Below are 22,032 nucleotides of genomic sequence, written 5' to 3' on the forward strand. Positions count from 1 at the left end.
ATTGCCGGCGTTCCCGATGCCTTAGAGCGTTTCACGCAATTCCGGACGGAAACCGCTACTTTTCCCGGAATTGCTCTGGAGGAGATCGCAAGACATGAAGGTTGCGGTTCTCGGCGGCGGACCAGCCGGCCTCTACTTTGCCATCTCGCTCAAGCTGCGCGACGCCGCGCACGAGGTGACGCTCTATGAGCGCAACCGCGCCGACGACACGTTCGGATGGGGCGTGGTGCTGTCGGCGGAGACGCTGGAGAACCTGACCAGGAACGACCCGGTCAGCGCCGTCTGGATCAAGAAGCATTTCGCCTATTGGGACGACATCGCCGTCATCCATGACGGTGTGCGCACGGTGTCCTCGGGCCATGGCTTCTGCGGCATCGGGCGCAAGCGGCTCTTGGTCCTGCTGCAGCGGCGCGCCCGCGAGCTCGGCATCAAGATGATGTTCGAGACCGATATTTCCGACCCGAAACCCTTCATGGAAACGCATGATCTGGTGGTCGCCGCCGACGGGCTGAACTCGAAATCGCGCGCGGCCTTCGCCGATGTCTTCAAGCCAGACATCGACACCCGCAAATGCAAGTTCGTGTGGCTGGGCACGACGCAGAAATTCGACGACGCCTTCACCTTCATCTTCGAGAAGACGGAGCATGGCTGGGTGTGGGCGCATGCCTACCAGTTCGACAGCGAGACCGCGACCTTCATCGTCGAATGCAGCGAAGAGACCTGGGCCGCGTTCGGTTTCGGCCAGATGACGCAGCAGGAATCGATCGCGATCTGCGAGCGCATCTTTGCAAAGCATCTCGGCGGCCATCCGCTGATGACCAATGCCAACCACATCAGAGGTTCGGCCTGGATCAATTTCCCGCGCGTGCTGTGCGAGCGCTGGTCTTACAAGAACCTGGCGCTTATGGGCGATGCGGCGGCCTCGGCGCATTTCTCCATCGGCTCCGGCACCAAGCTCGCGCTGGAGAGCGCGGTGGCGCTCGCCGATTATGTCGAGTCCGAGCCCGATCTCGACGCGGCCTTCCACAAATATGAGGATGCGCGGCGCACCGAGGTGCTGAAGCTGCAATCGGCGGCGCGCAACTCGCTGGAATGGTTCGAGGAAGTCGAACGATATCTCGGCCTCGATCCAGTTCAATTCAACTATTCGCTGCTCACCCGCTCGCAGCGCATCAGCCACGAGAACCTTCGTCTGCGCGATGCCGAATGGCTGGCGGGCGCCGAGGAATGGTTCCAGCGCAAGGCCGGCGCCGGCGGCAACAGCTTACGCCGCGCGCCGATGTTCGCGCCGTTCAAGCTGCGCGACATGACTTTAGCCAACCGCATCGTCGTTTCGCCGATGGCGCAGTACAAGGCGATCGACGGCTGCCCGACCGACTGGCATTTTACGCACTATGCCGAGCGCGCCAAAGGTGGCGCCGGCCTGCTTTACATCGAGATGACCTGCGTCAGCCCGGAAGGACGCATCACGCCCGGATGCCCGGGCTTCTACAAACCGGAGCATGAGGTCGCCTGGAAGCGGCTGGTCGATTTCGTCCATGCCGAGACCGAAGCAAAGATCTGCGCCCAGATCGGCCATTCCGGCGCCAAGGGCTCGACCCGGGTGGGCTGGGAAGGAACCGACGTGCCGCTGCCCTCCGGCAATTGGCCGGTGATGGGGCCTTCGGCCGTCGCGTGGTCGCCGAAGAACCAGGTGCCGAAGGCGATGGACCGCGCCGACATGGATCTGGTCCGCGACCAGTTCGTCGCCTCGGCCCAGATGGCCGAACGCTGCGGCTTCGACATGCTGGAGATCCATGCCGCGCACGGCTACCTGCTGTCGGCCTTCATCACGCCGCTGACCAACCGCCGCACCGACGACTATGGCGGCTCGCTGGAAAACCGCATGCGCTATCCGCTGGAGATCTTCCATGCGGTGCGCGCGGTGTGGCCGGCCGAAAAGCCGATTTCGATGCGCATTTCGGCCAATGACTGGGTCGGCATCGAAGGCGTCACGCCTTCGGACGCGGTCGAGATCGCGAAGATGCTGCACGAGGCCGGCGTCGATCTTTGCGACGTATCGGCCGGGCAGACATCGATCGCCGCCAGGCCGGTCTATGGCCGCATGTTCCAGACGCCGTTTTCCGACCGCATCCGCAACGAGGTCGGCATGGCGACGATGGCGGTCGGCAACATCTATGAGCCGGACCATGCCAATTCGATCCTGATGGCCGGGCGCGCCGACCTTGTGGCGCTGGCCAGGCCGCATCTTGCCGACCCCTACTGGACGCTGCACGCGGCGGTGACGCTAGGCGATCGCGGCGTCAAATGGCCCGATCCCTATCTGCCCGGACGCGACCAGATCTACCGGCTGGCCGAGCGCGAAGCGGCAGCAGGGCTCAAAGTATGAGCGCCGCGCGCGAAATCACCGGCAAGCACGCGCTGGTCACCGGCGGCGGTTCCGGCGTCGGCAAGGCCATCGCGCTGGCACTGGCGGCAGAAGGTCTGGCCGTCACCATCTGCGGACGGCGCGAAGCTGCCCTTGCCGAGGTCGCAAAGGAAAGCGACCGCATCTTTGCTGCCGCCGCCGATGTCACGAAGGAGGCCGACATGGCAGCCCTCCACGAGAAGGCGGAAGCCGCGCGCGGACCATTCGACATCGTCGTCGCCAATGCCGGCATGGCGGTTAGTGCGCCGGCGCACAAGACTTCGCTGGGCGACTGGCAGCGCACGCTGGACGTCAACCTCACCGGCGCCTTCCTGACCGTGAAGCCGGCGCTCGCGGGAATGCTGGGGCGCAAACAGGGCAGGATTGTTTTCGTCGCCTCGACCGCGGGCCTCAAAGGCTATGCCTATGTCGCGCCTTACGTCGCCGCCAAGCACGGCGTGGTCGGGTTGATGCGGGCTTTGGCCGCCGAAACAGCCAAATCCGGCGTCACCGTCAACGCCGTCTGCCCGGGCTTCGTCGAAACCGAGATGCTTGAGGAATCCGTCCAGCGCATCGTCGAGAAGACGGGACGTTCCACCGATGAAGCGCGCGCGAACCTCGCGGCGACGAACCCGCAAGGGCGTTTCATCCAGCCGGAGGAAGTCGCGACGGCGGTGCTTTGGCTGTGCAGCTGCGCCGCGCGGTCGATCACTGGGCAGGCAATCTCGGTCTCGGGAGGTGAAACATGGTAGCGGGACCGACGTCCGCTGGACCGGGCAAGGACAGGCTGCGGCTGTGGATACGCCTGCTGCGCGCCTCGCGCACCATCGAGGCCGAACTGCGGGAGCGGCTGAAGAAGGAGTTCGACACGACGCTGCCGCGCTTCGACGTGATGGCGGCGCTCTACCGCGTGCCGGAAGGTATGCTGATGAGCGACCTGTCGCGCTTTCTGCTGGTGTCGAACGGCAATGTCACCGGCATTGTCGACCGGCTGGTTTCCGAAGGCCTGGTGACGCGGGCGCGGCGCAATGGCGACCGGCGCACCTCCATGGTGCGGCTGACCGAGGAAGGCACGAAATCTTTCGCCGCGATCGCCGCCGCTCATGAGAGCTGGGTCGGCGAGCTGCTCGGTAATGTCAGCGAGGACGAGGCACGGCGGCTGGCCGGCATGCTGAAATCGTTTCGCAGCAATTGGGAGGGACGCGAATGAGCGCCATGGCCAAACTCAAGCCGAAGCATTTCCTCTGGGAGGTCGAAGGTAAGGTCGCGAAGGTTCGGCTCGACCGTCCGGAGCGCAAGAACCCGCTCACCTTCGACAGCTATGCCGAGTTGCGCGACACGTTTCGCGACCTGGTCTATGCCGACGATGTCGATGCCGTGGTGTTCCTGCCCAATGGCGGCAATTTCTGCTCAGGCGGCGATGTCCACGACATCATCGGACCGCTGGTCAAGATGGACATGAAGGAACTGCTCGCCTTCACGCGCATGACCGGCGACTTCGTCAAGGCGATGCTGAACTGCGGCAAGCCGATCATTTCCGCGGTCGACGGCGTGGCCGTCGGCGCCGGCGCAATCATCGCCATGGCCTCCGACATCCGCATCGCCACGCCGGAGGCAAAGACCGCCTTCCTGTTCACCCGCGTCGGCCTCGCCGGCTGCGACATGGGCGCCTGCGCGATCCTGCCGCGCATCATCGGCCAGGGCCGCGCGGCCGAGTTGCTCTACACCGGCCGCACCATGAGCGCCACCGAGGGCGAGCGCTGGGGGTTCTACAACCGTCTGGTCGATGCGGCGGCACTCGAAGCCGACGCGCTCGATTTGGCGGCGCGCATCATCGCCGGCCCGACCTTCGCGCATGGCATCACCAAGACGCAGCTCAACCAGGAATGGTCGATGGGCCTCGACCAGGCGATCGAGGCCGAGGCGCAGGCGCAGGCGATCTGCATGCAGACCGGCGATTTCGAGCGGGCGTATCAGGCGTTCGTGGCCAAGGAAAAGCCGGTGTTCGAGGGGAATTAGCAATGGAAGGTTTTCGCCCAGGCCCCCCCCTCTGGCCTGCCGGCCATCTCCCCCGCAAGGGGGGAGATCAGATGTCGCGACCGCTTTCGCCAATCACCGAAGTTGCAGGATGGGCGACGAGACCGAAGCTGCCAATCTCCCCCCTTGCGGGGGAGATGTCCGGCAGGACAGAGGGGGGTGTGAAGGAACGAGGCGCGGGAGGAAAAATCCATGCCTGACCGCTCCTTCCTCTCCTGGCCCTTCTTCGAAGATCGCCACCGCCAACTCGCCGAGCGTCTCGAAGCCTGGTGCCAACAAAACCTTCCCGTCGATCATCACGACATCGACGCAGCCTGCCGCGCGCTGGTGGCGAAGCTCGGCCGCGACGGTTGGCTGAAGCCGACGGCGCTGGACCCCGCCAACCCCGGACCGCTCGACGTGCGCACGCTCTGCATTACACGCGAGACGCTGGCGCGCCATGATGGGCTCGCCGATTTCGCCTTCGCCATGCAGGGGCTGGGCACTGGCGCGATCTCGCTGTTCGGGACGCCGGAGCAGCAGCGCTGGCTGGAAAAGACGCGGGCCGGTCGGGCGATCTCGGCTTTCGCGCTGTCGGAGCCGCGTTCAGGATCGGATGTCGCCAACATGGAGATGACGGCGGCCCGCGACGGCGGCGACTATCTGCTTTCCGGCGAAAAGACCTGGATCTCCAATGGCGGCATCGCAGACCTCTATGTCGTGTTCGCCCGCACCGGCGAGGCGCCTGGCGCGAAAGGGATTTCCGCTTTCGTCGTGCCAGGCGACGCGAAGGGGCTCAGCGTCGCCGAGCGGCTCGAGGTCATCGCGCCACACCCGCTGGCGCGGCTCTCCTTCGACAATGTACGGGTTCCGGCTTCCGCCCTTGTCGGCAAGCCCGGCGATGGTTTCCGCATCGCCATGTCGGTGCTCGACGTCTTCCGCTCGACGGTGGGCGCGGCGGCACTCGGCTTCGCACGACGCGCGCTGGACGAGAGCGTCAAGCGGGCGAGCGAGCGCAAGCTGTTCGGCGCGCCGATGGCCGAATTGCAGATGGTGCAGGGCCACATCGCCGATATGGCGCTCGATGTCGACGCCGCCGCGCTCCTCGTTTACCGCGCCGCCTGGACCAAGGACATGGGCGCCGCGCGGGTGACGCGCGAAGCGGCGATGGCCAAGCTGTTCGCCACCGACAAGGCGCAGGAGGTGATCGACAAGGCGGTGCAGCTGCATGGCGGCGACGGCGTGCGCAAGGGCCACATCGTCGAGAGCCTCTATCGCGAGATCCGGGCGTTGCGCATCTATGAGGGCGCTTCGGACGTGCAGAAAGTGGTGATCGCCAGGCAGGTGATAGGCGGGGCGTGACGCGATGCCTTGCGAACCAAATTTGAAATAGGGGAGGCCAGACATGCATACGATCCTGCAGCCCGAAGGCTGGGCCAAGCCGATCGGCTACGCCAATGGCGTTGCCGCACAAGGACGACTGGTGTTCGTCGGCGGCCAGGTTGGCTGGAACGCCGAGTGCAAATTCGAGACCGACGACTTCGTCGGCCAGGTGCGCCAGACGCTCGCCAATGTCGTCGCCGTGCTCGCCGAAGCCGGCGGTGGGCCGCGGCACATCACCTCGATGACCTGGTACTTCACCGACAAGGCCGAGTATGTCGGCAACCTCAAAGGCATCGGCGAAGCCTACCGCGACGTGATCGGCCGGCATTTCCCGGCGATGGCCGCCATGCAGGTGGTGGCGCTGGTCGAGGACCGGGCCAAGGTGGAGATTCAAGCGACGGCTGTGATACCCGAGTAGCTACTGGCGAAGGCCCGCCTGCCTTAGCAACGGCAGCACGTGGTCGCAGAAATAGGGCAGTTCCTGGGTGTAGTTGACGAAGGACAGCGCGATGCCCTGGTAGCCATGCGCGGCGATCGCCGCCATGTCGGCGGCGATCGTTTCCGGCGTGCCGATCAGCGGATATGTGCCGGCGCCGCCGGCGAAACGCTGGCGGTAGCGGTCATAGGCATGCGGATCATGCGATTGCGAGAATTCCTTCTTGCCGGCCATATGGGCATCGACCGCTTCGTGATCGGCCATCGTGACGGCGTAGCGCGTGTAATAGGCTTGCGCCTCCTCCATGGTCGGGCGGCAGACCACATGCGCCACGGTGTAGACGCCGACGTCGCGGCCCGCCTTGGCGGCTCGCTCGCCGATATCGGCGACATGCTTGCCGGCATCGCTCATCTCCGAGAAGGTCGTGAAAAGATAGTCGCATCTGGCGGCGGCGAAATCCCGGCCCGGTCCGCCGAAAGCGGCGTTCATCGTCACCGGGCGCGGCACCTGCAGGCTGGCCGGTCGGCTCACCGCCTCTTTCAGCCGATAGTAAGCACCCTCATGGTCGAGCGGCTCGCTTGAAGCATAAAGCCGTTCGAGTATCTCGATCCATTCGGCTGCCTGGTCATAACCCTTCTCGACCAGCGGCGTCCCGAACATGCCGAATTCCTTCGGGTTCCAGCCGCAGACGATGTTGAGCCCCGCCCTGCCCTGGCTGATATGGTCGACCGTCGCCAGCGCCTTGGCGGCATAGAGCGGATGCACCAGCGGCACATGCACGGTCATGAACAAGCCGATCTGTTCGGTCACGGCGGCAAGCGCCGCCGCCCAGGTGAAGGTCTCGAAGGAGAATTCGCGCACCTTGTTGCGGCCGCCGAAGCCGCGCCAGCGGGCGATCGGCAGCATGAATTCGAGGCCCGCGCGATCGGCGATCTGCGCCGCCGTCAGATTATCCTGCCAGCTTGCCGTCCAGCGTTCCGGCACGTCGGTGATGGCCAGCCCGCCATCGGCGTTGGTGGAAAAGACGCCGAGCTTCAGTCTGTTCGGGCCGTGCAGGGGATGCGCTTTGATCATGTCCGGAACTCGTGGCGGAAGCCCCACACGCTAGGCCCGGGCGAAAATATTTCAAGCCTGAAACAGCTTCGCCTCACCGCAGTTTGCGGATATGCATTGAGCAACACGAAAAGGGGACAGGCATGAGCGAATTCCGCCAGAAATGCATCGGCAAGGCGAACCTCATCGGGTCCTTCGCCGCCATCCCCCATCCGGTCGCCATCGAAGTGATGGCGTCGTCCGGCCTCGATTTCCTCTGCATCGACTGGGAGCACGCGCAGATTTCGCGCGAGACGATCGAGACCATGCTGCGCGCGGCCGATGTGCATCGTGTGCCGACCATGGTGCGCGTTCCCGGCCATGCGCCGGAAGCGATCCAGGCGGCGCTGGACAGCGGCGCGCAAGGCGTGCTGATCCCACGCGTCTCGACAGCGGCCCAGGCGGCGATGGCGGTCAAGGCCTCGCGCTATCCGCCGCACGGCGAGCGCGGTGTCGGCCCCGGTCGGGCCGCCGGCTACGGCTATCGCATTCCCGAATATCTTGCCGCCGCCAATGAGCGGATTGTCGTTGCCATTCAGGTCGAGACCGCCGAGGGGCTGGCCAATATCGAGGCGATCGCAGCCGTCGACGGCATCGATGTTGTCTTCGTCGGCCCAGGCGACCTCTCGGTGTCGATCGATGCCGTCGGACCGGCGGGCGCGGACAAGCTCTCCCAGGCGATCAGGACAATCATCGGCGCGGCGGTGGCGCATGGCAGGACCGCCGGCATATTTTGCGCCAGCCCGCAGAATGTCGGCCGATGGACAACCATCGGCGCGAGTTTCTTCGTGCTGGCCAGCGACACGATGTTTCTCGGCGCCGGCGCCGCGGCCAACTGTACCGCCGCGCGCGCCGAACTGGGCTAAGGCATGTTGATATTCAGGTGATGCCGGCCTGACCTCAACACGCCTGATGACGATCGCGGTCAAAAGGCGTATCGGCGAAGCGACAGGCCAGCCGACTTTTTAAGCTTAAAACTTTTGCCTTGAAAAGCGCCGCGCTTTGGATAGCATCCGAAGCTGATGCGACTGCCGTGGCGAGGGGCTTTTCCGGTCGGTCCATCGTTGGTGGAAGGGGTTTCAGTCCTTGTCGTTTGTGTTGCCCCAGTCGTCGTCCAGCGCGCGCTATGCTTTCGATGGCGTGCGGGCGCAAATTCGCGACCTGCACACGGAAAACATCGCAAACCTGGCGGTTCGCGCGCGAGAGCTCGGCGATGTCATCGCACTCTGGTACGGCGAGGGCGACATGGTGACGCCCGCCTTCATCCGCGACGCGGCGAAGGCCGCTTTCGACGAGGGCCTGACTTTTTACGTCCCCAACATGCGCGGGCACGGCCCGCTGAACGAGGCGCTGTCGGAATACCAGACGCGCATCCATGGCCGCCCCATCCCGATCGCGCGGACCACGGTGACGCCGGGCGGCATGCAGGCGCTGTACCTTGCGCTTGAGCTGCTGGTCGATACCGGCACCAACGTCGTCTATGTCGCGCCGCAATGGCCGAACATCCACAACGCCATCCACCTGATCGGCGGCGAGCCGCGGCCGTTCTCGCTCGACTTCAAGGATGACTGGCGGCTCGACCTCGACCGGCTGTTCGCCACCTGCGACGCGCGCACCCGCGCCATCTTCCTGTCGACGCCCTCCAACCCGACCGGCTGGACGGCGACGCGCGAAGAGATGCAGGCGCTGCTCGACTTCAGCCGGCGCACCGGTATCTGGATCATCTCCGACGAGGTCTATGGCCGGCTCTATTTCGACGGCGACGTCGCGCCCTCGATCCTGCAGATCGCCGAGGACGGCGACCGGGTGCTGTCGGTCAACAGCTTCTCGAAAGCCTGGGCGATGACCGGCTGGCGCATCGGCTGGCTGACCCATCCTTCAGGCGTTGCCGACCAACTCGGCGCGATGACGCAATATATCAACAGCGGCACCGCGGCCCCGATCCAGGCCGGCGCCGTGGCGGCGATCCGGCAGGGCGAGCCGCTGGTCGAGGAAATCAGACGGCGGATCAGGACCGGCCTCGACCTTGCCTATGACAGGCTGGCGCAAATCCCAGGCATCATCCTGCCGACCAAACCGCGCGGCGGCATGTATGCCTTCTTTGCGCTTGAGGGTGAAAACGACGCCCGGCAAGCCTGCGCCAGGATCCTGGAGACGGCCCGCGTCGGGCTGGCCCCCGGCCATCTCTTCGGAAGCTCGGCAACGGCATTCCTCAGAATGTGCGTCTGCCGCGACCGCGACCAGATAGCGACCGCGCTCACCCGCATGGTCGCCGCCATGAATTGACGCCCCGCTGGGAGGCGGGACGGCAAGAAACCGTGCGGGTCAGCCCGCCCGATCAACAACCAGAGGGAAGACCCAGAGGGAAACCAAATGAGCTTTACGCGTCGCAACCTGCTTGTTCTGGCCGCCGCCATCGGCATCGCCGCCGGCCCCGCTACCGCTTATGCCGCCGATGTGCTCAATGTCGGCGCCTACCCGACCAACCCGCCCTTCGAATACAAGAACGAGAGCGGCACTTTCGAAGGCTTCGAGGTCGACATCGTCAACGAAGCGGCCAAGCGCATCGGCATGACCACCGACATCGCCGATCTCGGCTTCCAGGCGCTGTTCGCCGCCACCACCTCCAAGCGCATCGACGTCGCCATCTCCTCGATCACCATCACGGCCGAGCGGCTGAAGTCGCAGTCCTTCACGCAGCCCTATTATGATTCCGACATGGGCATCGCCACCAAGACCGACAGCGCGATCAGCGCCGAGGCAGACCTCAAGGGCAAGGTCGTCGGCGTGCTGTCCGGCTCGACCGGCGAGACCTGGGTCAAGGACCACCAGGCAGCCGACGGCTTCAGCGACGTGAAAGGCTACGACACGCAGCAGAACCTTCTGCTCGACCTCAGCGCCGGCCGCGTCGACGCTGCCGTCAGCGACGTCCCCGGCATGCAGTACTCCTTCCAGAAGATGAAGGACCTCGTGGTCAAGCAGCGCATCAAGACCGGCGAACAGTACGGGTTGATGATGACCAAGGACCATCCGCTGCTCGGCAAGCTGAATGACGCCCTGACGGCGATGAAGAAGGACGGCACGCTGGCCGCCATCCACAAGAAGTGGTTCGGCACCGATGCGCCGGCGGACTCCTCGACGGTCAAGGAAATGCCGCTGCCCAAGGCCTGAGCGGACTGACGAAAAACGAGCCGTGTCGGCTTTCGAGGCCCGCACGGCTCGTTTCCTTTCTCCCGGAACCCAGGGCGGACCTGATCTGATGTTTCGGGCCTCTACCCTCGTTTTTACGCAATTCCGGACGGAATACCGTTTCACACGTTCCTGGAATTGCTCTGACACGGTTCGGGAACACCCCATGTCGCTGATCGACACCTTCTTCAATCCCGACGTCATCGCGTCGAGCCTGCCGGCGCTGCTGCGCGGCTTCCTCAACACGCTGCTGCTCGGAATTATGAGCATCGTCATCGGCATCGTCATGGGGCTGGCGATCAGCCTGGTGCGGCTCTACGCGCCAAAACCGCTGCGCTGGCTCGCCATCGGCTACACCGACATCTTCCGCGCCTTGCCGGTGCTGGTCGTGCTGATCCTGATCTATTACGCGCTGCCTTTCCTCAGCATCCGCCTGTCGTCCTGGGCGTCCGCCGTGACGGCATTCGCCATCATCATGTCGGCCTATTCGGCCGAAGTGTTCCGCTCCGGCATCGAGAGCATTCCTAAGGGCCAGTTCGAGGCGGCGCAGGCGCTCGGCCTGCCATTCATGCTCACTCTGCGCAAAGTGGTGCTGCCGCAGGCCATCCGTGTGGTCATCCCGCCGATGACCAGCAACTGCGTCTCGATGTTCAAGGACACCTCGCTCGCCTCGACCGTGGCGCTGCCGGAACTCTTGAAGGAAGCGACCAATGCGCAGTCGCTCTACGCGAACCCGTCGCCGCTGATCGGCGCGGCGCTGGTCTACCTGATCTTCCTCTGGCCGATGGTTCGCCTCGTCAGCCTGCTCGAGCGCCGCTTCCAGACAGAGAAGACGCGCTGACGCCAACCAGTCCCCATCCAAGTCCTTCGCAGGAGCTTACCCGTGAACAAGCATCAGACAGACAATGCGAACGCCGCCGCGTTCCCCGTCGAAAAGATTCGGGCGATGTTCCCGGCGCTGCAGCGTGCCGGCGACTTCATCTTCATGGACAACGCCGCCGGCGCGCAGATCCCGCAAAGCGTGCTCGACGCGGTGACCAACCATCTGGTGTCGCACAATGTGCAGCGCGGCGGCCGCTATGGCCGCAGCGTCACCGTCGACCAGTCGGTGGCCGAGGCGCGGACAAGCGTCGCGCTGCTCATCAATGCCTACAGCCCGTCCGAAATCTGCTTCGGCATGAACGCCACATCGTTCATCCGCCTGGTCAGCCTCGGCATCGGCCAGATGCTTTCCAATGACGCGGTTGGGGGACGCGACGAGATCGTCGTCACCGACATGGACCATGACGCCAACATCGCCACATGGCTGGCACTGGAATCCGCCGGCGCCAAGTTCAAATGGTGGCGCATGCGCGAGGACGGCAATCTGCATGTCGACGATCTCAAGCCGCTGGTGTCGGAGCGCACGCGCCTCGTCGCCTGCACGGTGACGGCGCATTCGATCGGCTCGATCGTCGACGTCGCCTCGGTGGCCAGGATCGCGCATGCGGCAGGCGCCGAAGTGTTCCTCGACTGCGTGCATTACGGGCCGCACGGACTGATGGACGTGCAGGCCTGGGGCTGCGACTATCTCGTCTGCTCCGGCTACAAGAATTTCTCGCCGCATATGGGTTTCCTGTGGGGCCGCTTCGAAACGCTGAAGCGGTTGCCGACGTTCCGCGAGGATTTCATCCCCGACGAGCCGCCCTACAAGGTCGAGGCCGGCACCTTCATCTACGAGAATGTGTCGGGCATGGACGCGGCGGTGCGCTATCTGGAATCGATCGGCCGCAACTTCCTGCCCGAAAACAACCGCTCGCGCCGCGACAACATCGTCGCCGGCATGAACGCCATCCGCGACTACGAGCTGATGCTGGCGCGCGAGATGCTGAAAGTGCTGAAAAGCTGCAACGCCACCATCTACGGGGTTGCCGACGAAGCCCGCCTCAACGAACGGGTGCCGACCTTCTGCTTCAACATCGGCAAGCTGTCACCGCAGCGGATCGTCGAGGAAATGGCGGCCATGCAGATCGGCATCCGCGACGGCCACATGTACGCGCCGCGGCTGATGAAGCGGCTCAATTTGTCGATGGACAGCGGCGCCATCCGCGCCTCGCTGGTGCACTACAACACGGTGGAGGAAGTGCACAAATTCGGCGAGGCGCTGCGGGCGATTATTGCGAAGTTGTCGTAGGCGGAGCGCAATTAGCTCGGCGTCGTCATCCACGGGCGAAGCAAGGAGCGAAGCGACGCGGCGCAGACCCGAGGATCCATTCCGTGACACGCGAGCGCCGCAACGGTGCAGAATTCTGCTCCGCCGCGCTCGCCATCTAGGTAACGGCATGGATTCCAGGGTCTGCGCGCTGCTTCGCAGCGCTCCGCCCTAGAATGACGACCTGCGAGGCTTACGCCGCCTTCTTCTTCGCCAGCCTGGCCTTGATGCTCGCGATGTCGGCGCGCGGCGTCGCGGCGAACAGCGTCTTGGTGTAGGCGTGCTTGGGGTCGGAGAAGACCTCGTCGCGCGGACCGTATTCGACCGCTTCACCGAAATACATCACCATCACGTCGTCGGCGATGTAGCGCACCACCGAGAGGTCGTGGCTGATGAAGACATAGGTGAGCTGGAACTCGTCCTGCAGATCGGCGAGCAGGTTGAGCACCTGCGCCTGCACCGAAAGGTCGAGCGCCGAGACCGGCTCGTCCAGCACCAGCAAGCTCGGATTCAGCATCAGCGCGCGGGCAATGGCGATGCGCTGGCGCTGGCCGCCGGAGAACATGTGCGGGTAGCGGTTGTAATGCTCCGGTCCGAGGCCGACCTTCTTCAGCATCTTCATCGCCAGGTCGCGGCGCTCTTCGGCCGGCTTGTCGGTGTTGATCAAGAGCGGCTCGCCGAGCACGTCGCCGATCTTCTGGCGCGGGTTGAGCGAACCATAAGGATTCTGGAAGACGATCTGCACCTTGCGGCGCATTTCCTTCGACAAGCCGTCCCTGGCGATGTCGACCTTGTTGCCGTCGATGAAGAGTTCTCCGGAGGTGGCCGGATCGATCAGCGTGATGATGCGGGCCAGCGTGGACTTGCCGCAGCCGCTCTCGCCGACGATGGCAAGCGTCTTGCCCTTCTCGACGCTAAAGGACACGCCCTTGACCGCGTGCACGGTGCGCGCGCCGCGGAACAGGCCGCCGCCGACATGGTAGTCGCGCTTGATGTCCTTGCCTTCGACGACCTTGGTCATGCGCCGGCTCCGGTCATGTACTAGCTCCCTGGGGCGCCGGCTCGAACAGCATGTCGGAGACGGTCGGCAGCCGGTCGCCGACGGCGTTCTCCGGCAGCGCCGAGAGCAGCGCGCGGGTGTAGTTGCTCTTAGGCGATTCAAAGAGCGACAGCACGTCGGCCTCTTCCATCTTGCGGCCCTTGTACTGGACGATGACGCGGTCGGCGGTCTCGGCCACCACGCCCATATTGTGGGTGATCATGATCAGTCCCATGCCGTATTTGGCCTGCAGCGAGACCAACAGATCGAGGATCTGCTTCTGGATGGTGACGTCGAGCGCGGTGGTCGGCTCGTCGGCGATCAAAAGCTTCGGGTTGCAGGCGATCGCCATGGCGATCATGACGCGCTGGCACTGGCCGCCCGACATCTGGTGCGGGAAGGAATTGAGCCGCTCCTCCGGTTCCGGAATGCCGACCTGCTTGAAAAGCTCGATGGCGCGCGCCCGGCGCTGGGCCTTGTCCATGCCCATGTGGAAGCGCAGTACTTCCTCGATCTGGAAGCCGACGGTGAAGCAGGGATTGAGGCTGGCGATCGGCTCCTGGAAAATCATGGCAATATCCTTGCCGATGATCTTGCGGCGATCGGTCGGGCTCATTTTCAACATATCGCGGCCGTTGAAGGTCATACGGTCGGCGGTGACGGTGGCGGTCCAAGGCAACAGGCCCATGACGGCCAGCATCGACACCGACTTGCCGGAGCCGGACTCGCCGACGATGGCGAGCACCTCGCGCTCGTCGACATGGAGCGAGACGCCGTCGACGGCGCGGAACGGGCCGGACGCGGTCTGGAATTCGACGACGAGGTTCTGGATGTCGAGCAGCGCCATCACGACCTCCTGAGCTTGGGATCGAGGGCATCGCGCAGGCCGTCGCCGACCAGGTTGATGGCAAGCACGGTGATGAGGATCGCGAGACCGGGGAAGGTCACCACCCACCAGGCGCGCAGGATGAATTCACGCGCCGAGGCAAGCATGGTTCCCCATTCCGGCGTCGGCGGCTGGGCGCCGAGGCCGAGGAAGCCGAGCGCTGCGGCTTCCAGGATGGCGTTGGAGAAGGACAGCGTGCCCTGGACGATCAACGGCGCCAGGCAGTTGGGCAGGATGGTGGCAAGCATCAGCCTGATATGTCCGGCGCCGGCGACCTTGGCCGCAACAACATATTCGCGGCTCTTCTCGGCCATCACGGCGGCGCGCACCAGGCGGGCGAAATGCGGCTGCAGGACGAGCGCGATCGCCAGCATGGCGTTGAACAGGCCGGGGCCGAGGATGGTGACCAGCACCAGCGCCAAGAGCAGCGACGGGAAGGCCAGGATCAGGTCCATGACGCGCATGATCGCGACGTCGACCCAGCCGCGGAAATAGCCCGCCAGCAGACCGAGCGTGATGCCGCCGGTGAGAGCCAGCGTGACCACCACCGCGCCGATCAGCAGCGAGAAGCGCGCGCCGTAAAGCAGGCGCGAGAGGATGTCGCGGCCGACCGGGTCGGTGCCGAGCAGATATTGCGTCGAGCCGCCATCCTGCCAGGCCGGAGGCCGCAGGAACGCGGTCTTGTCCTGCACGTCGGGCGCATAGGGCGCGAGCAGCGGCGCGAAGAGGGCAGCCAGCACCAACAGGATGAAGACGAACAGGCCGATGACGGCGCCGCGGTTGACCGAGAAATAGTGCCAGAAGGTCTTGAGGCCGGTGAGGCGATCCGGGCTGCCGGCGGCCATCGGGGCGATTTCGGTCTGGCTCATTTATGCCGCCCTGATGCGTGGGTTTATGACGGCGTAGAGCACATCGACGATGAGGTTCACCGCCATGACGATGAGGGCGATCAACAGCAGACCCGATTGCACGACGACATAGTCGCGCTTGAAGATGGAATCGACCATCCACTTGCCGATGCCCGGCCAGGCGAAGATGGTTTCGGTGAGGATGGCGCCGGCGAGCAGCGTGCCGACCTGCAGGCCGATGGTGGTGACGACCGGGATGAGCGCGTTGCGCAGCGCATGCACGCCGATGACGCGGCCCGCCGAAAGGCCCTTGGCGCGCGCGGTGCGGACATAGTCTTCGCCCAGCACTTCCAGCATGGCCGAGCGCGTCTGGCGCGCGATCACCGCCAGCGGAATGGTGCCGAGCACGATCGCCGGCAGGACGAGATGGCTGAGCGCCGAGCGGAAGGCGTCCCATTTGCCGTAGAGCAAGGTGTCCATCGTCATGAAGCCGGTGATCGGCTTGAAGAAGAACTGCAGGCCGATGCGGCCCGAGACCGGCGTCCAGCCGAGATAGCCGGAAAAGAAGATGATGAGCAGTAGGCCCCACCAGAAGATCGGCATGGAATAGCCGACAAGCGCCGTGCCCATCAGCGACTGGTCGAACCAGGAGCCGCGTTTGACGGCGGCAAAGATGCCGGCCGGGATGCCGAGGACCATGGCGAAGATCATGGCGAAGAAGGACAGCTCCAGCGTCGCCGGGAAGAGTGTCTTGAACTCCTCGAGCACCGGACGCTTGGACGAAATGGAGACGCCGAAATCGCCGGTGGCGACCTCACCGACATAGCGTGCGTATTGCTCCCAAATCGGCAGATTGTAGCCGAACTGTTGCTTCAGCTCTTCATAGCGCGCCGGCGCGACGCCATGCTCGCCGGCCATGGCGAGGATCGGGTCGCCGGGCAGCAGCCGCACGAACGCGAAGGCGCAGATGGTGATGCCGACAAGGGTCGGGATCAGAAGGGCGATTTTGTTGAGAAGATATCGGAGCATCTTGAATGGAATGGGGCGGCGCTAAAGTTTACGCCGCCCCGTTCGCAATCTTATTCGGCTTTGTCAACGCCGTCGAAGCGGTGAATGCCGAGCGGGTCCATCTTGTAGCCGGTGACGTTGTTGCGAACGACCGAATAGACCTGGCTGTGCGCCAGCAGGAAGGCGGGCGCTTCCTTGGCGAAGATCACCTGCGCCTGCTCATAGAGCTTGGTGCGCTCGGCCTGGTCGCTGGTCTTCTTGGCCTTCTGGATCAAGTCCTCGAAGTCCTTGTCGCACCAGCTGGAGTAGTTCGACACGCCGATGGCGGAGCAGGCGAAGAGAGTGGCGAAGAAGTTGTCCGGATCGCCATTGTCGCCGGTCCAGCCGATCTGGAAGGCGCCGGGACGGTCCTTCTTCTTGCCTTCCTCGCGATACTTCGTCCACTCGTAGTTGACGATGTTCGCCTTGACGCCGACCTTGGCCCAGTCGGCCTGGATCAGCTCGGCCGCGCGCTGGAAGTTCGGGTTGTAGGGACGAACGCGGTCGGCAGCCCAGAGCTGGATTTCCTTCAGCCCGGCAGCCTCAAGCACCTTCTTGGCCTCATCCGGATTGTAGGCGTCGGTCTTCACGTCCTTGTCCCACGACCACATGGTCGGCGGGATGAGGTTCTCGGCCGGGGTGGCGCCGGCGTCCTGGAACAGCGACTTGATCAGGGCTTCCCGGTCGATCGCCTGGTTGAGCGCATGACGCACTTCCGGTTTGTCGAGCGGCGGGATCGTGGTGTTGTAGCTCATATAGCCGATGTTCAGGCCGGCCTGATCCATCAGGGTCACGTCCTTGTTGGCCTTGATGGTGGCGATGTCGGCCGGGTTCGGATAGGGCGCGATGTCGCATTCGCCAGCCAGCACCTTCTGGATGCGGGCGGTCGCGTCAGGCGTGATGGCGAAGACGAGATCGTCGATCTTTTCCTTGCCCTTGAAGTAGTCGGGATTGGCCGCATAGCGGATGACCGAATCCAGCTGGTAGTCGACGAACTGGAACGGACCGGTGCCGATCGGCTTGGTCGAGAAGTCGGCCATCTTGCCGTCCTTCTGCAACTGGTCGGCATATTCCTTCGACACGATCGAGGCGAAGTCCATGCCGAGATTGGCCAGCATCGGCGCGTTCGGCTCGGTCAGCGTCAGCTTGACGGTGAGGTCATCGACCTTCTCCCACTTGGCGACGTATTTCGGCATGTCCATGCCGGTGTAATAGTCCCAGGTGAGGTTCGGCAGATACTTGTCGCCGTTCCACGGATTCTCCTTGTTGAACTGGCGATCGAAGGAGAAGACGACGTCGTCGGCGTTGAGGTCGCGCGTCGGCTTGAAATAGTCGGTGGTCTGGAACTTCACACCCGGATGCAGATGGAAAGTATAGACCAGGCCATCGTCGGAAATTTCCCACTTGTCGGCCAGACCGGGCTCGATCTCGGTGCCACCATGCTTGAATTCGACCAGTCGCGAATAGACGGTGCGCGAAGACGCGTCGAAGTCGTTACCGCCGGTCGTCGTACCCGGATCGAAATTGGCCGGCGACGCTTCCGAGCAATAAACGAGCGTCTTAGCACTGGCCATGCCGCTGAGGACGCTTGCAGCCAGCAACGCGGCTGCAAAAGTCATTGTCTTTTTCATTGAGCACTCCCTGATGTTCTCTCAAGCCCCTCTATCAGGCTCGCGAAGGGCGCATATAAGCACCGTTTCTTCGCCTTTGGAACACCTCGTTTGCGTACCCCATGGGAAGCGGGAAAAGAATCTAGCTTTTGCTCCAAATGCAGAAAAAGTTAGCAATTTTTTCTGCTCACGACATTATTAACGATGGCGATTTTTTATTGATCGGCCGCCTTTCGAAATGGCGGCGTCAGGCATGGCTGCCCGGAATTGCCCTCCGTCCAAGCACGATGCGGAAGGCGATCGAAGCACAGCGTTTCGACGGCAAATCTTTCCCCGCATTGCCGCTGGGGCAAGGCTTGCACGGTCGCCGATAGAGGCAATACATAGACGATGGGCGGGATTTCCGGAAAATCCGCAACCGGCGAGGAGGACGCTTCGTTTGGAGGCGGGCGCCCGGATAGAAGGCGACAGGGAGAGACAGGTGGCAAGAGCAGCCAAGACGACAGCCGCGGCGAAAGCAAGGGCCAAGGCCGCCGCCGGAAGCGATGCGCCCAAGGCTATGAAGACCGCAGCCACGCCGAAGACAAAGGCGGCAGCAAAGCCTGCGCCCGCCAAGTCCGCCGCGAAACCAGCCACCGCCAAACCCGCAGCGGCAAAGTCCAAGCCGGCAGCCGCGAAAGTGGACAAGCCGGCAACCGCAAAAGCGGAGGCCGCCAAGCCGACCACCGCCAGACCTGCCTCGAAAGGCCTGCCGAAAGCGATCACCGAGCTCACTGTCGGCCTGCCGGAAAAGCCATGGCTGAAAAGCTATCCGAAGAACATGCCGGCCGAGATCGGCGCCCTGCCCTACAAGTCCATCGGCGACTTCCTGGTCGGCGCCTGCAAGCAATTCGGTGGGCAGCCGGCCTTCGTGTGCATGGGCAAGTCGATGACCTACGCCGAGCTCGAGCGGCTGTCGGCCGCGTTCGGCGCCTACCTGCAGGCGAGAGGCCTGGAGAAGGGCGCGCGCGTGGCGCTGATGATGCCGAACGTGCTGCAATATCCGGTGGCGATGATGGCCGTCCTGCGCGCCGGCTACACGGTGGTGAACGTCAATCCGCTCTACACGCCGCGCGAGCTGGAGCATCAGTTGAAGGATTCCGGCGCGCAGGCGATCGTCATCCTCGAAAACTTCGCCGGCACGCTGCAGGCGGTGATCGCCAGGACGCCGGTCAAGCATGTCATCGTCGCGGCGATGGGCGACATGCTGGGCGGCCTCAAGGGCGCCATCGTCAACCTCGTCGTGCGGCGGGTGAAGAAGATGGTTCCGGCATGGTCGCTGCCCGGCCATGTCAAATTCAACGCCGTGCTCAAGACCGGCGCGACCATCGCCTTCAAGCCGCCCACGGTCTCAGGCGACGACATCGCCTTCCTGCAATATACGGGCGGCACCACCGGCGTCTCGAAGGGCGCTGTGCTGCTGCATCGCAACGTGCTTTCGAACGTCGCGCAGAATTCGCTTTGGGTGGAGGACGCCTATACGGTGAAGCCCAAGCCGGCGCATCTCAACTTCATCTGCGCGCTGCCGCTCTATCACATCTTCGCGCTGACGGTGAACGCGCTGATGGGCATGCAGCAGGGCGCGCAAAACGTGCTGATCCCCAACCCGCGCGACATTCCGGGCTTCGTCAAGGAACTGGCGAAATACCCGATGCACATCTTTCCCGGCCTCAACACGTTGTTCAACGCGCTGCTCAACAATGAGGAGTTCCGCAAGCTCGACTTCAAGCCGCTGATCCTGACGCTGGGCGGCGGCATGGCGGTGCAGAAGGGCGTCGCCGAACGCTGGAAGGCGCTGACCGGCTGCCCGGTAAGCGAAGGCTACGGTCTGTCCGAAACCTCGCCGGTGGCGACCGCCAACAAGTTCAGCTCCAGCGACTTCACCGGCACGATCGGCCTGCCGCTGCCTTCGACCGAAATCGCCATCCGCGACGACGACGGCAACAACGTGCCGCTCGGCGAAGTGGGCGAGATCTGCATCCGCGGCCCGCAGGTGATGGCCAGCTACTGGAACCGGCCCGACGAGACCGCCAAGGTGATGACCAAGGACGGCTTCTTCAAATCCGGCGACATGGGCTTCATGGACGAGCGCGGCTACACCAAGATCGTCGACCGCAAGAAGGACATGATCCTGGTCTCCGGCTTCAACGTCTATCCCAACGAACTGGAAGAGGTGGTGGCGCATCACCCGGGCGTGCTCGAAGTGGCGGCGATCGGCGTGCCGGACGAGCATTCCGGTGAAGTGCCTAAATTGTTCGTGGTGAAGAAGGACCCAGCGCTCACCGTCGAGGCGCTGATGGCCTATTGCCGCGAGAACCTGACCGGCTACAAGCGGCCGAGATTCATCGAGTTCCGCACCGAGCTGCCGAAGACGCCGGTCGGCAAGATCCTGCGGCGGGCGCTGCGGGACCAGGCTTGAGCGATCACTCCGCCGGCAAGACACGTGAGCGAGGCGAGCGGCTCGATCCGGCGGAATTCATCAAGGCGAACATGCGGCTGGCGCCGGTGCCGTCAGTGCCGGAGGTCCAGCTCCATCAGGCGCATCCCGGCAGCGGACTGCGGCGGCTGCTCGAACCGGACGACGACAGCGACGGAAACGCGACCGAGCCACAGCCACCCTATTGGGCCTATGCCTGGGCCGGTGGCGCGGTGCTGGCCCGCTATATCCTCGACCGTCCGTCGATCGTCGCCGGCAAACGGGTGCTCGACCTCGGCGCCGGCTCGGGGCTGGTCGGCATCGCGGCGGCAAAGGCCGGAGCGCGCGCGGTGATCGCGGCAGAGATAGACCGCAACGGCGCTGTGGCGCTCGGCCTCAACGCGCAAGCAAATGGCGTCGCCATCGAGATCGTCGGCAAGGACATTACCACCGGTCCGCCGCCGGCGGTCGAGCTGGTGCTGGCGGGCGACGTCTTCTACGCGCAGGACGTGGGGCAGCGGATGATGCCGTTCCTCGACCGCTGCCTCGCCGCCGGCATCGACGTGCTGGTCGGCGACCCCGGCCGCGCCTGGCTGCCCAGGCCACGGCTTTGCCTGCTCGGCGAATACCAGGTGCCGGATGTCGGCGGAAACGGCGGCAGCGAGCCCAAGCCCAGCGCCGTGTTCGCTTTCGTGGCGGAACGTGGTTAGCCCGCCGGAACGTTCACCCGCGCGGCCAGGAAATCAGGCAGGTCGGCAACCGAATCCAGAACGACGTCCGCCATCGGCGCCAGCGAGTCGCGCGTGCCGGTGCCGGAGAGAACGCCCACCGCCAGGCCGCAGCCGCCGGCGCGCGCCATTTCGAGGTCATGGCGGTTGTCGCCGACCATGGCGATCTCGCCCGGTTTTAGCCCGGTCAGGTCGCAGAAAGCGACGACCGTGTCGGGCGCCGGCTTGGAATTGGCAACGGCGTCGTAGCCGAAGGCAGCATCGAAGAGCTGCGCGATGCCCAGCGTAGCGAGCGTCCTTTCGGCGCCGCTGGTCGAATCGTTGGTGGCAACGCCCATCCGATAGGATCGTTTGTGCAGTGTCCGCAGCGAGTCGATGACGCCCGGCAGCGCGACCGCCATGGCCGACCCCTGCACCGAAGTGATCTCGTTGAAGCGGGAAACGGCGTGCATCTGGTCCTCCTCGGACAGACGCGGGAACCAGAGCTCGACGACGTCCATGTTCGAACCGGAAGCGAAGATCGAATCGGGCTTGAAGCGTTTCGTGACGAAGTCGAAGCCGGCGGCGGCAAGCAACCTATCCGCTTTCCAGCGGTCGCCCTCGGCGGCATCCATCGCCATGAAGTCGGCGACGCCGAGCCAGGTTGTGTTGAAGTCGACAAGCGTGCCGTCCTTGTCGAACAATATTCCCTTGATATCCGCCAAT

General features: G+C 64.3%; 21 protein-coding genes. 14 read left to right on the forward strand and 7 right to left on the reverse strand.

Annotated features, from left to right (window positions below; translation table 11 throughout):
- Positions 1–94 precede the first annotated feature (94 nt).
- The 6 genes from FJ424_RS00130 to FJ424_RS00160 all read left to right on the forward strand — a co-directional run bounded on the left by FJ424_RS00130 (position 95) and on the right by FJ424_RS00160 (position 6,224).
- A complete protein-coding gene (locus FJ424_RS00130; protein WP_140658293.1) occupies positions 95–2,389 on the forward strand; it encodes a bifunctional salicylyl-CoA 5-hydroxylase/oxidoreductase in 2,295 nt (764 codons plus the stop codon).
- Positions 2,386–3,159 carry an SDR family NAD(P)-dependent oxidoreductase gene (locus FJ424_RS00135; protein ID WP_140658295.1) on the forward strand — a complete coding sequence of 258 codons (774 nt, stop codon included), beginning with the start codon at positions 2,386–2,388 and terminating at the stop codon, positions 3,157–3,159. The genes FJ424_RS00130 and FJ424_RS00135 overlap by 4 nt, the downstream gene beginning before the upstream one ends.
- On the forward strand, positions 3,153–3,617 hold the full coding sequence (locus tag FJ424_RS00140) for a MarR family transcriptional regulator (protein WP_140658297.1): 465 nt from the start codon (positions 3,153–3,155) through the stop codon (positions 3,615–3,617). The genes FJ424_RS00135 and FJ424_RS00140 overlap by 7 nt, the downstream gene beginning before the upstream one ends.
- On the forward strand, positions 3,614–4,426 hold the full coding sequence (locus FJ424_RS00145) for an enoyl-CoA hydratase family protein (protein ID WP_140658299.1): 813 nt from the start codon (positions 3,614–3,616) through the stop codon (positions 4,424–4,426). Before FJ424_RS00140 ends, FJ424_RS00145 begins: the two co-directional genes overlap by 4 nt.
- 210 nt (positions 4,427–4,636) lie before the next feature.
- Positions 4,637–5,785 (forward strand): acyl-CoA dehydrogenase family protein, encoded by a 1,149-nt coding sequence (locus FJ424_RS00155; protein WP_140658301.1) that lies wholly within the window; start codon positions 4,637–4,639, stop codon positions 5,783–5,785.
- A 43-nt stretch (positions 5,786–5,828) separates the two neighbouring features.
- Positions 5,829–6,224, forward strand: a complete 396-nt coding sequence (locus FJ424_RS00160; RefSeq protein ID WP_140658303.1) for a RidA family protein — start codon at positions 5,829–5,831, stop codon at positions 6,222–6,224.
- On the opposite strand, the gene FJ424_RS00165 is transcribed toward FJ424_RS00160, so the two are convergent.
- Positions 6,225–7,316, reverse strand: coding sequence for an LLM class flavin-dependent oxidoreductase (locus FJ424_RS00165; RefSeq protein ID WP_140658305.1), 1,092 nt, complete (start codon positions 7,314–7,316; stop codon positions 6,225–6,227). It abuts the gene before it with no gap.
- Positions 7,317–7,438: 122 nt separating this feature from the next.
- Between FJ424_RS00165 and FJ424_RS00170 the strand changes: the two genes are divergently transcribed.
- From FJ424_RS00170 to FJ424_RS00190, 5 genes are all read left to right on the forward strand, one after another.
- The gene (locus FJ424_RS00170; protein ID WP_140658307.1) at positions 7,439–8,200 is read left to right on the forward strand and encodes an HpcH/HpaI aldolase/citrate lyase family protein; all 762 of its coding nucleotides are present in this window, start codon (positions 7,439–7,441) and stop codon (positions 8,198–8,200) included.
- A 220-nt stretch (positions 8,201–8,420) separates the two neighbouring features.
- Positions 8,421–9,620: a pyridoxal phosphate-dependent aminotransferase gene (locus FJ424_RS00175; RefSeq protein ID WP_140658309.1), complete on the forward strand. Its 1,200-nt coding sequence runs from the start codon at positions 8,421–8,423 to the stop codon at positions 9,618–9,620.
- 87 nt (positions 9,621–9,707) lie between these two features.
- Entirely contained in the window at positions 9,708–10,505 is a 798-nt protein-coding gene (locus FJ424_RS00180) for an ABC transporter substrate-binding protein (protein WP_140658311.1), read from the forward strand.
- A gap of 184 nt (positions 10,506–10,689) precedes the next feature.
- Entirely contained in the window at positions 10,690–11,364 is a 675-nt protein-coding gene (locus FJ424_RS00185) for an amino acid ABC transporter permease (RefSeq protein ID WP_140658313.1), read from the forward strand.
- Between the two features lie 42 nt (positions 11,365–11,406).
- Positions 11,407–12,696, forward strand: coding sequence for a cysteine desulfurase-like protein (locus tag FJ424_RS00190; RefSeq protein WP_140658315.1), 1,290 nt, complete (start codon positions 11,407–11,409; stop codon positions 12,694–12,696).
- 211 nt (positions 12,697–12,907) lie between these two features.
- Here the strand turns inward: FJ424_RS00190 and FJ424_RS00195 are convergent, their stop codons facing one another.
- The 5 genes from FJ424_RS00195 to FJ424_RS00215 are packed head-to-tail and all read right to left on the reverse strand — an operon-like array spanning position 12,908 to position 18,165.
- Positions 12,908–13,735: a dipeptide ABC transporter ATP-binding protein gene (locus tag FJ424_RS00195; protein WP_140647092.1), complete on the reverse strand. Its 828-nt coding sequence runs from the start codon at positions 13,733–13,735 to the stop codon at positions 12,908–12,910.
- A gap of 13 nt (positions 13,736–13,748) precedes the next feature.
- On the reverse strand, positions 13,749–14,600 hold the full coding sequence (locus FJ424_RS00200) for an ABC transporter ATP-binding protein (protein WP_140658317.1): 852 nt from the start codon (positions 14,598–14,600) through the stop codon (positions 13,749–13,751).
- Positions 14,600–15,508 carry an ABC transporter permease subunit gene (locus FJ424_RS00205; RefSeq protein WP_140647090.1) on the reverse strand — a complete coding sequence of 303 codons (909 nt, stop codon included), beginning with the start codon at positions 15,506–15,508 and terminating at the stop codon, positions 14,600–14,602. Before FJ424_RS00205 ends, FJ424_RS00200 begins: the two co-directional genes overlap by 1 nt.
- Positions 15,509–16,516 (reverse strand): ABC transporter permease subunit, encoded by a 1,008-nt coding sequence (locus FJ424_RS00210; protein WP_140658319.1) that lies wholly within the window; start codon positions 16,514–16,516, stop codon positions 15,509–15,511. It abuts the gene before it with no gap.
- Between the two features lie 50 nt (positions 16,517–16,566).
- Positions 16,567–18,165, reverse strand: coding sequence for an ABC transporter substrate-binding protein (locus FJ424_RS00215; RefSeq protein ID WP_140658321.1), 1,599 nt, complete (start codon positions 18,163–18,165; stop codon positions 16,567–16,569).
- A 137-nt stretch (positions 18,166–18,302) separates the two neighbouring features.
- Here FJ424_RS00215 and FJ424_RS00220 point away from each other — a divergent pair, with 137 nt between their 5' ends.
- From FJ424_RS00220 to FJ424_RS00230, 3 genes are all read left to right on the forward strand, one after another.
- Positions 18,303–18,518 carry a hypothetical protein gene (locus FJ424_RS00220; RefSeq protein ID WP_140658323.1) on the forward strand — a complete coding sequence of 72 codons (216 nt, stop codon included), beginning with the start codon at positions 18,303–18,305 and terminating at the stop codon, positions 18,516–18,518.
- A 107-nt stretch (positions 18,519–18,625) separates the two neighbouring features.
- The gene (locus FJ424_RS00225; protein WP_140658325.1) at positions 18,626–20,602 is read left to right on the forward strand and encodes a long-chain fatty acid--CoA ligase; all 1,977 of its coding nucleotides are present in this window, start codon (positions 18,626–18,628) and stop codon (positions 20,600–20,602) included.
- Positions 20,603–20,673: 71 nt separating this feature from the next.
- The gene (locus FJ424_RS00230) at positions 20,674–21,309 is read left to right on the forward strand and encodes a 50S ribosomal protein L11 methyltransferase (RefSeq protein ID WP_140658359.1); all 636 of its coding nucleotides are present in this window, start codon (positions 20,674–20,676) and stop codon (positions 21,307–21,309) included.
- Here FJ424_RS00230 and FJ424_RS00235 read toward each other — a convergent pair.
- Entirely contained in the window at positions 21,306–22,031 is a 726-nt protein-coding gene (locus FJ424_RS00235) for an HAD family hydrolase (protein WP_140647086.1), read from the reverse strand. The two genes, FJ424_RS00230 and FJ424_RS00235, sit on opposite strands and share 4 nt — an antisense overlap.
- Between the last annotated feature and the right edge of the window lies 1 nt (position 22,032).

It is taken from the genome of Mesorhizobium sp. B3-1-8, assembly GCF_006439495.1.
Taxonomy (GTDB): domain Bacteria; phylum Pseudomonadota; class Alphaproteobacteria; order Rhizobiales; family Rhizobiaceae; genus Mesorhizobium.

Excerpts from the sequence above, each read along its gene's own strand:
- FJ424_RS00135 (WP_140658295.1), top strand. The coding sequence starts at position 2,386 with ATGAGCGCCGCGCGCGAAATCACCGGCAAGCACGCGCTGGTCACCGGC.
- FJ424_RS00180 (WP_140658311.1), top strand. The coding sequence starts at position 9,708 with ATGAGCTTTACGCGTCGCAACCTGCTTGTTCTGGCCGCCGCCATCGGC.
- FJ424_RS00195 (WP_140647092.1), bottom strand. The coding sequence starts at position 13,735 with ATGACCAAGGTCGTCGAAGGCAAGGACATCAAGCGCGACTACCATGTC.
- FJ424_RS00170 (WP_140658307.1), top strand. The coding sequence starts at position 7,439 with ATGAGCGAATTCCGCCAGAAATGCATCGGCAAGGCGAACCTCATCGGG.
- FJ424_RS00230 (WP_140658359.1), top strand. The coding sequence starts at position 20,674 with ATGCGGCTGGCGCCGGTGCCGTCAGTGCCGGAGGTCCAGCTCCATCAG.
- FJ424_RS00165 (WP_140658305.1), bottom strand. The coding sequence starts at position 7,316 with ATGATCAAAGCGCATCCCCTGCACGGCCCGAACAGACTGAAGCTCGGC.
- FJ424_RS00130 (WP_140658293.1), top strand. The coding sequence starts at position 95 with ATGAAGGTTGCGGTTCTCGGCGGCGGACCAGCCGGCCTCTACTTTGCC.
- FJ424_RS00155 (WP_140658301.1), top strand. The coding sequence starts at position 4,637 with ATGCCTGACCGCTCCTTCCTCTCCTGGCCCTTCTTCGAAGATCGCCAC.
- FJ424_RS00200 (WP_140658317.1), bottom strand. The coding sequence starts at position 14,600 with ATGGCGCTGCTCGACATCCAGAACCTCGTCGTCGAATTCCAGACCGCG.
- FJ424_RS00145 (WP_140658299.1), top strand. The coding sequence starts at position 3,614 with ATGAGCGCCATGGCCAAACTCAAGCCGAAGCATTTCCTCTGGGAGGTC.
- FJ424_RS00205 (WP_140647090.1), bottom strand. The coding sequence starts at position 15,508 with ATGAGCCAGACCGAAATCGCCCCGATGGCCGCCGGCAGCCCGGATCGC.
- FJ424_RS00215 (WP_140658321.1), bottom strand. The coding sequence starts at position 18,165 with ATGAAAAAGACAATGACTTTTGCAGCCGCGTTGCTGGCTGCAAGCGTC.
- FJ424_RS00160 (WP_140658303.1), top strand. The coding sequence starts at position 5,829 with ATGCATACGATCCTGCAGCCCGAAGGCTGGGCCAAGCCGATCGGCTAC.
- FJ424_RS00220 (WP_140658323.1), top strand. The coding sequence starts at position 18,303 with ATGCAGAAAAAGTTAGCAATTTTTTCTGCTCACGACATTATTAACGAT.
- FJ424_RS00210 (WP_140658319.1), bottom strand. The coding sequence starts at position 16,516 with ATGCTCCGATATCTTCTCAACAAAATCGCCCTTCTGATCCCGACCCTT.
- FJ424_RS00185 (WP_140658313.1), top strand. The coding sequence starts at position 10,690 with ATGTCGCTGATCGACACCTTCTTCAATCCCGACGTCATCGCGTCGAGC.
- FJ424_RS00140 (WP_140658297.1), top strand. The coding sequence starts at position 3,153 with ATGGTAGCGGGACCGACGTCCGCTGGACCGGGCAAGGACAGGCTGCGG.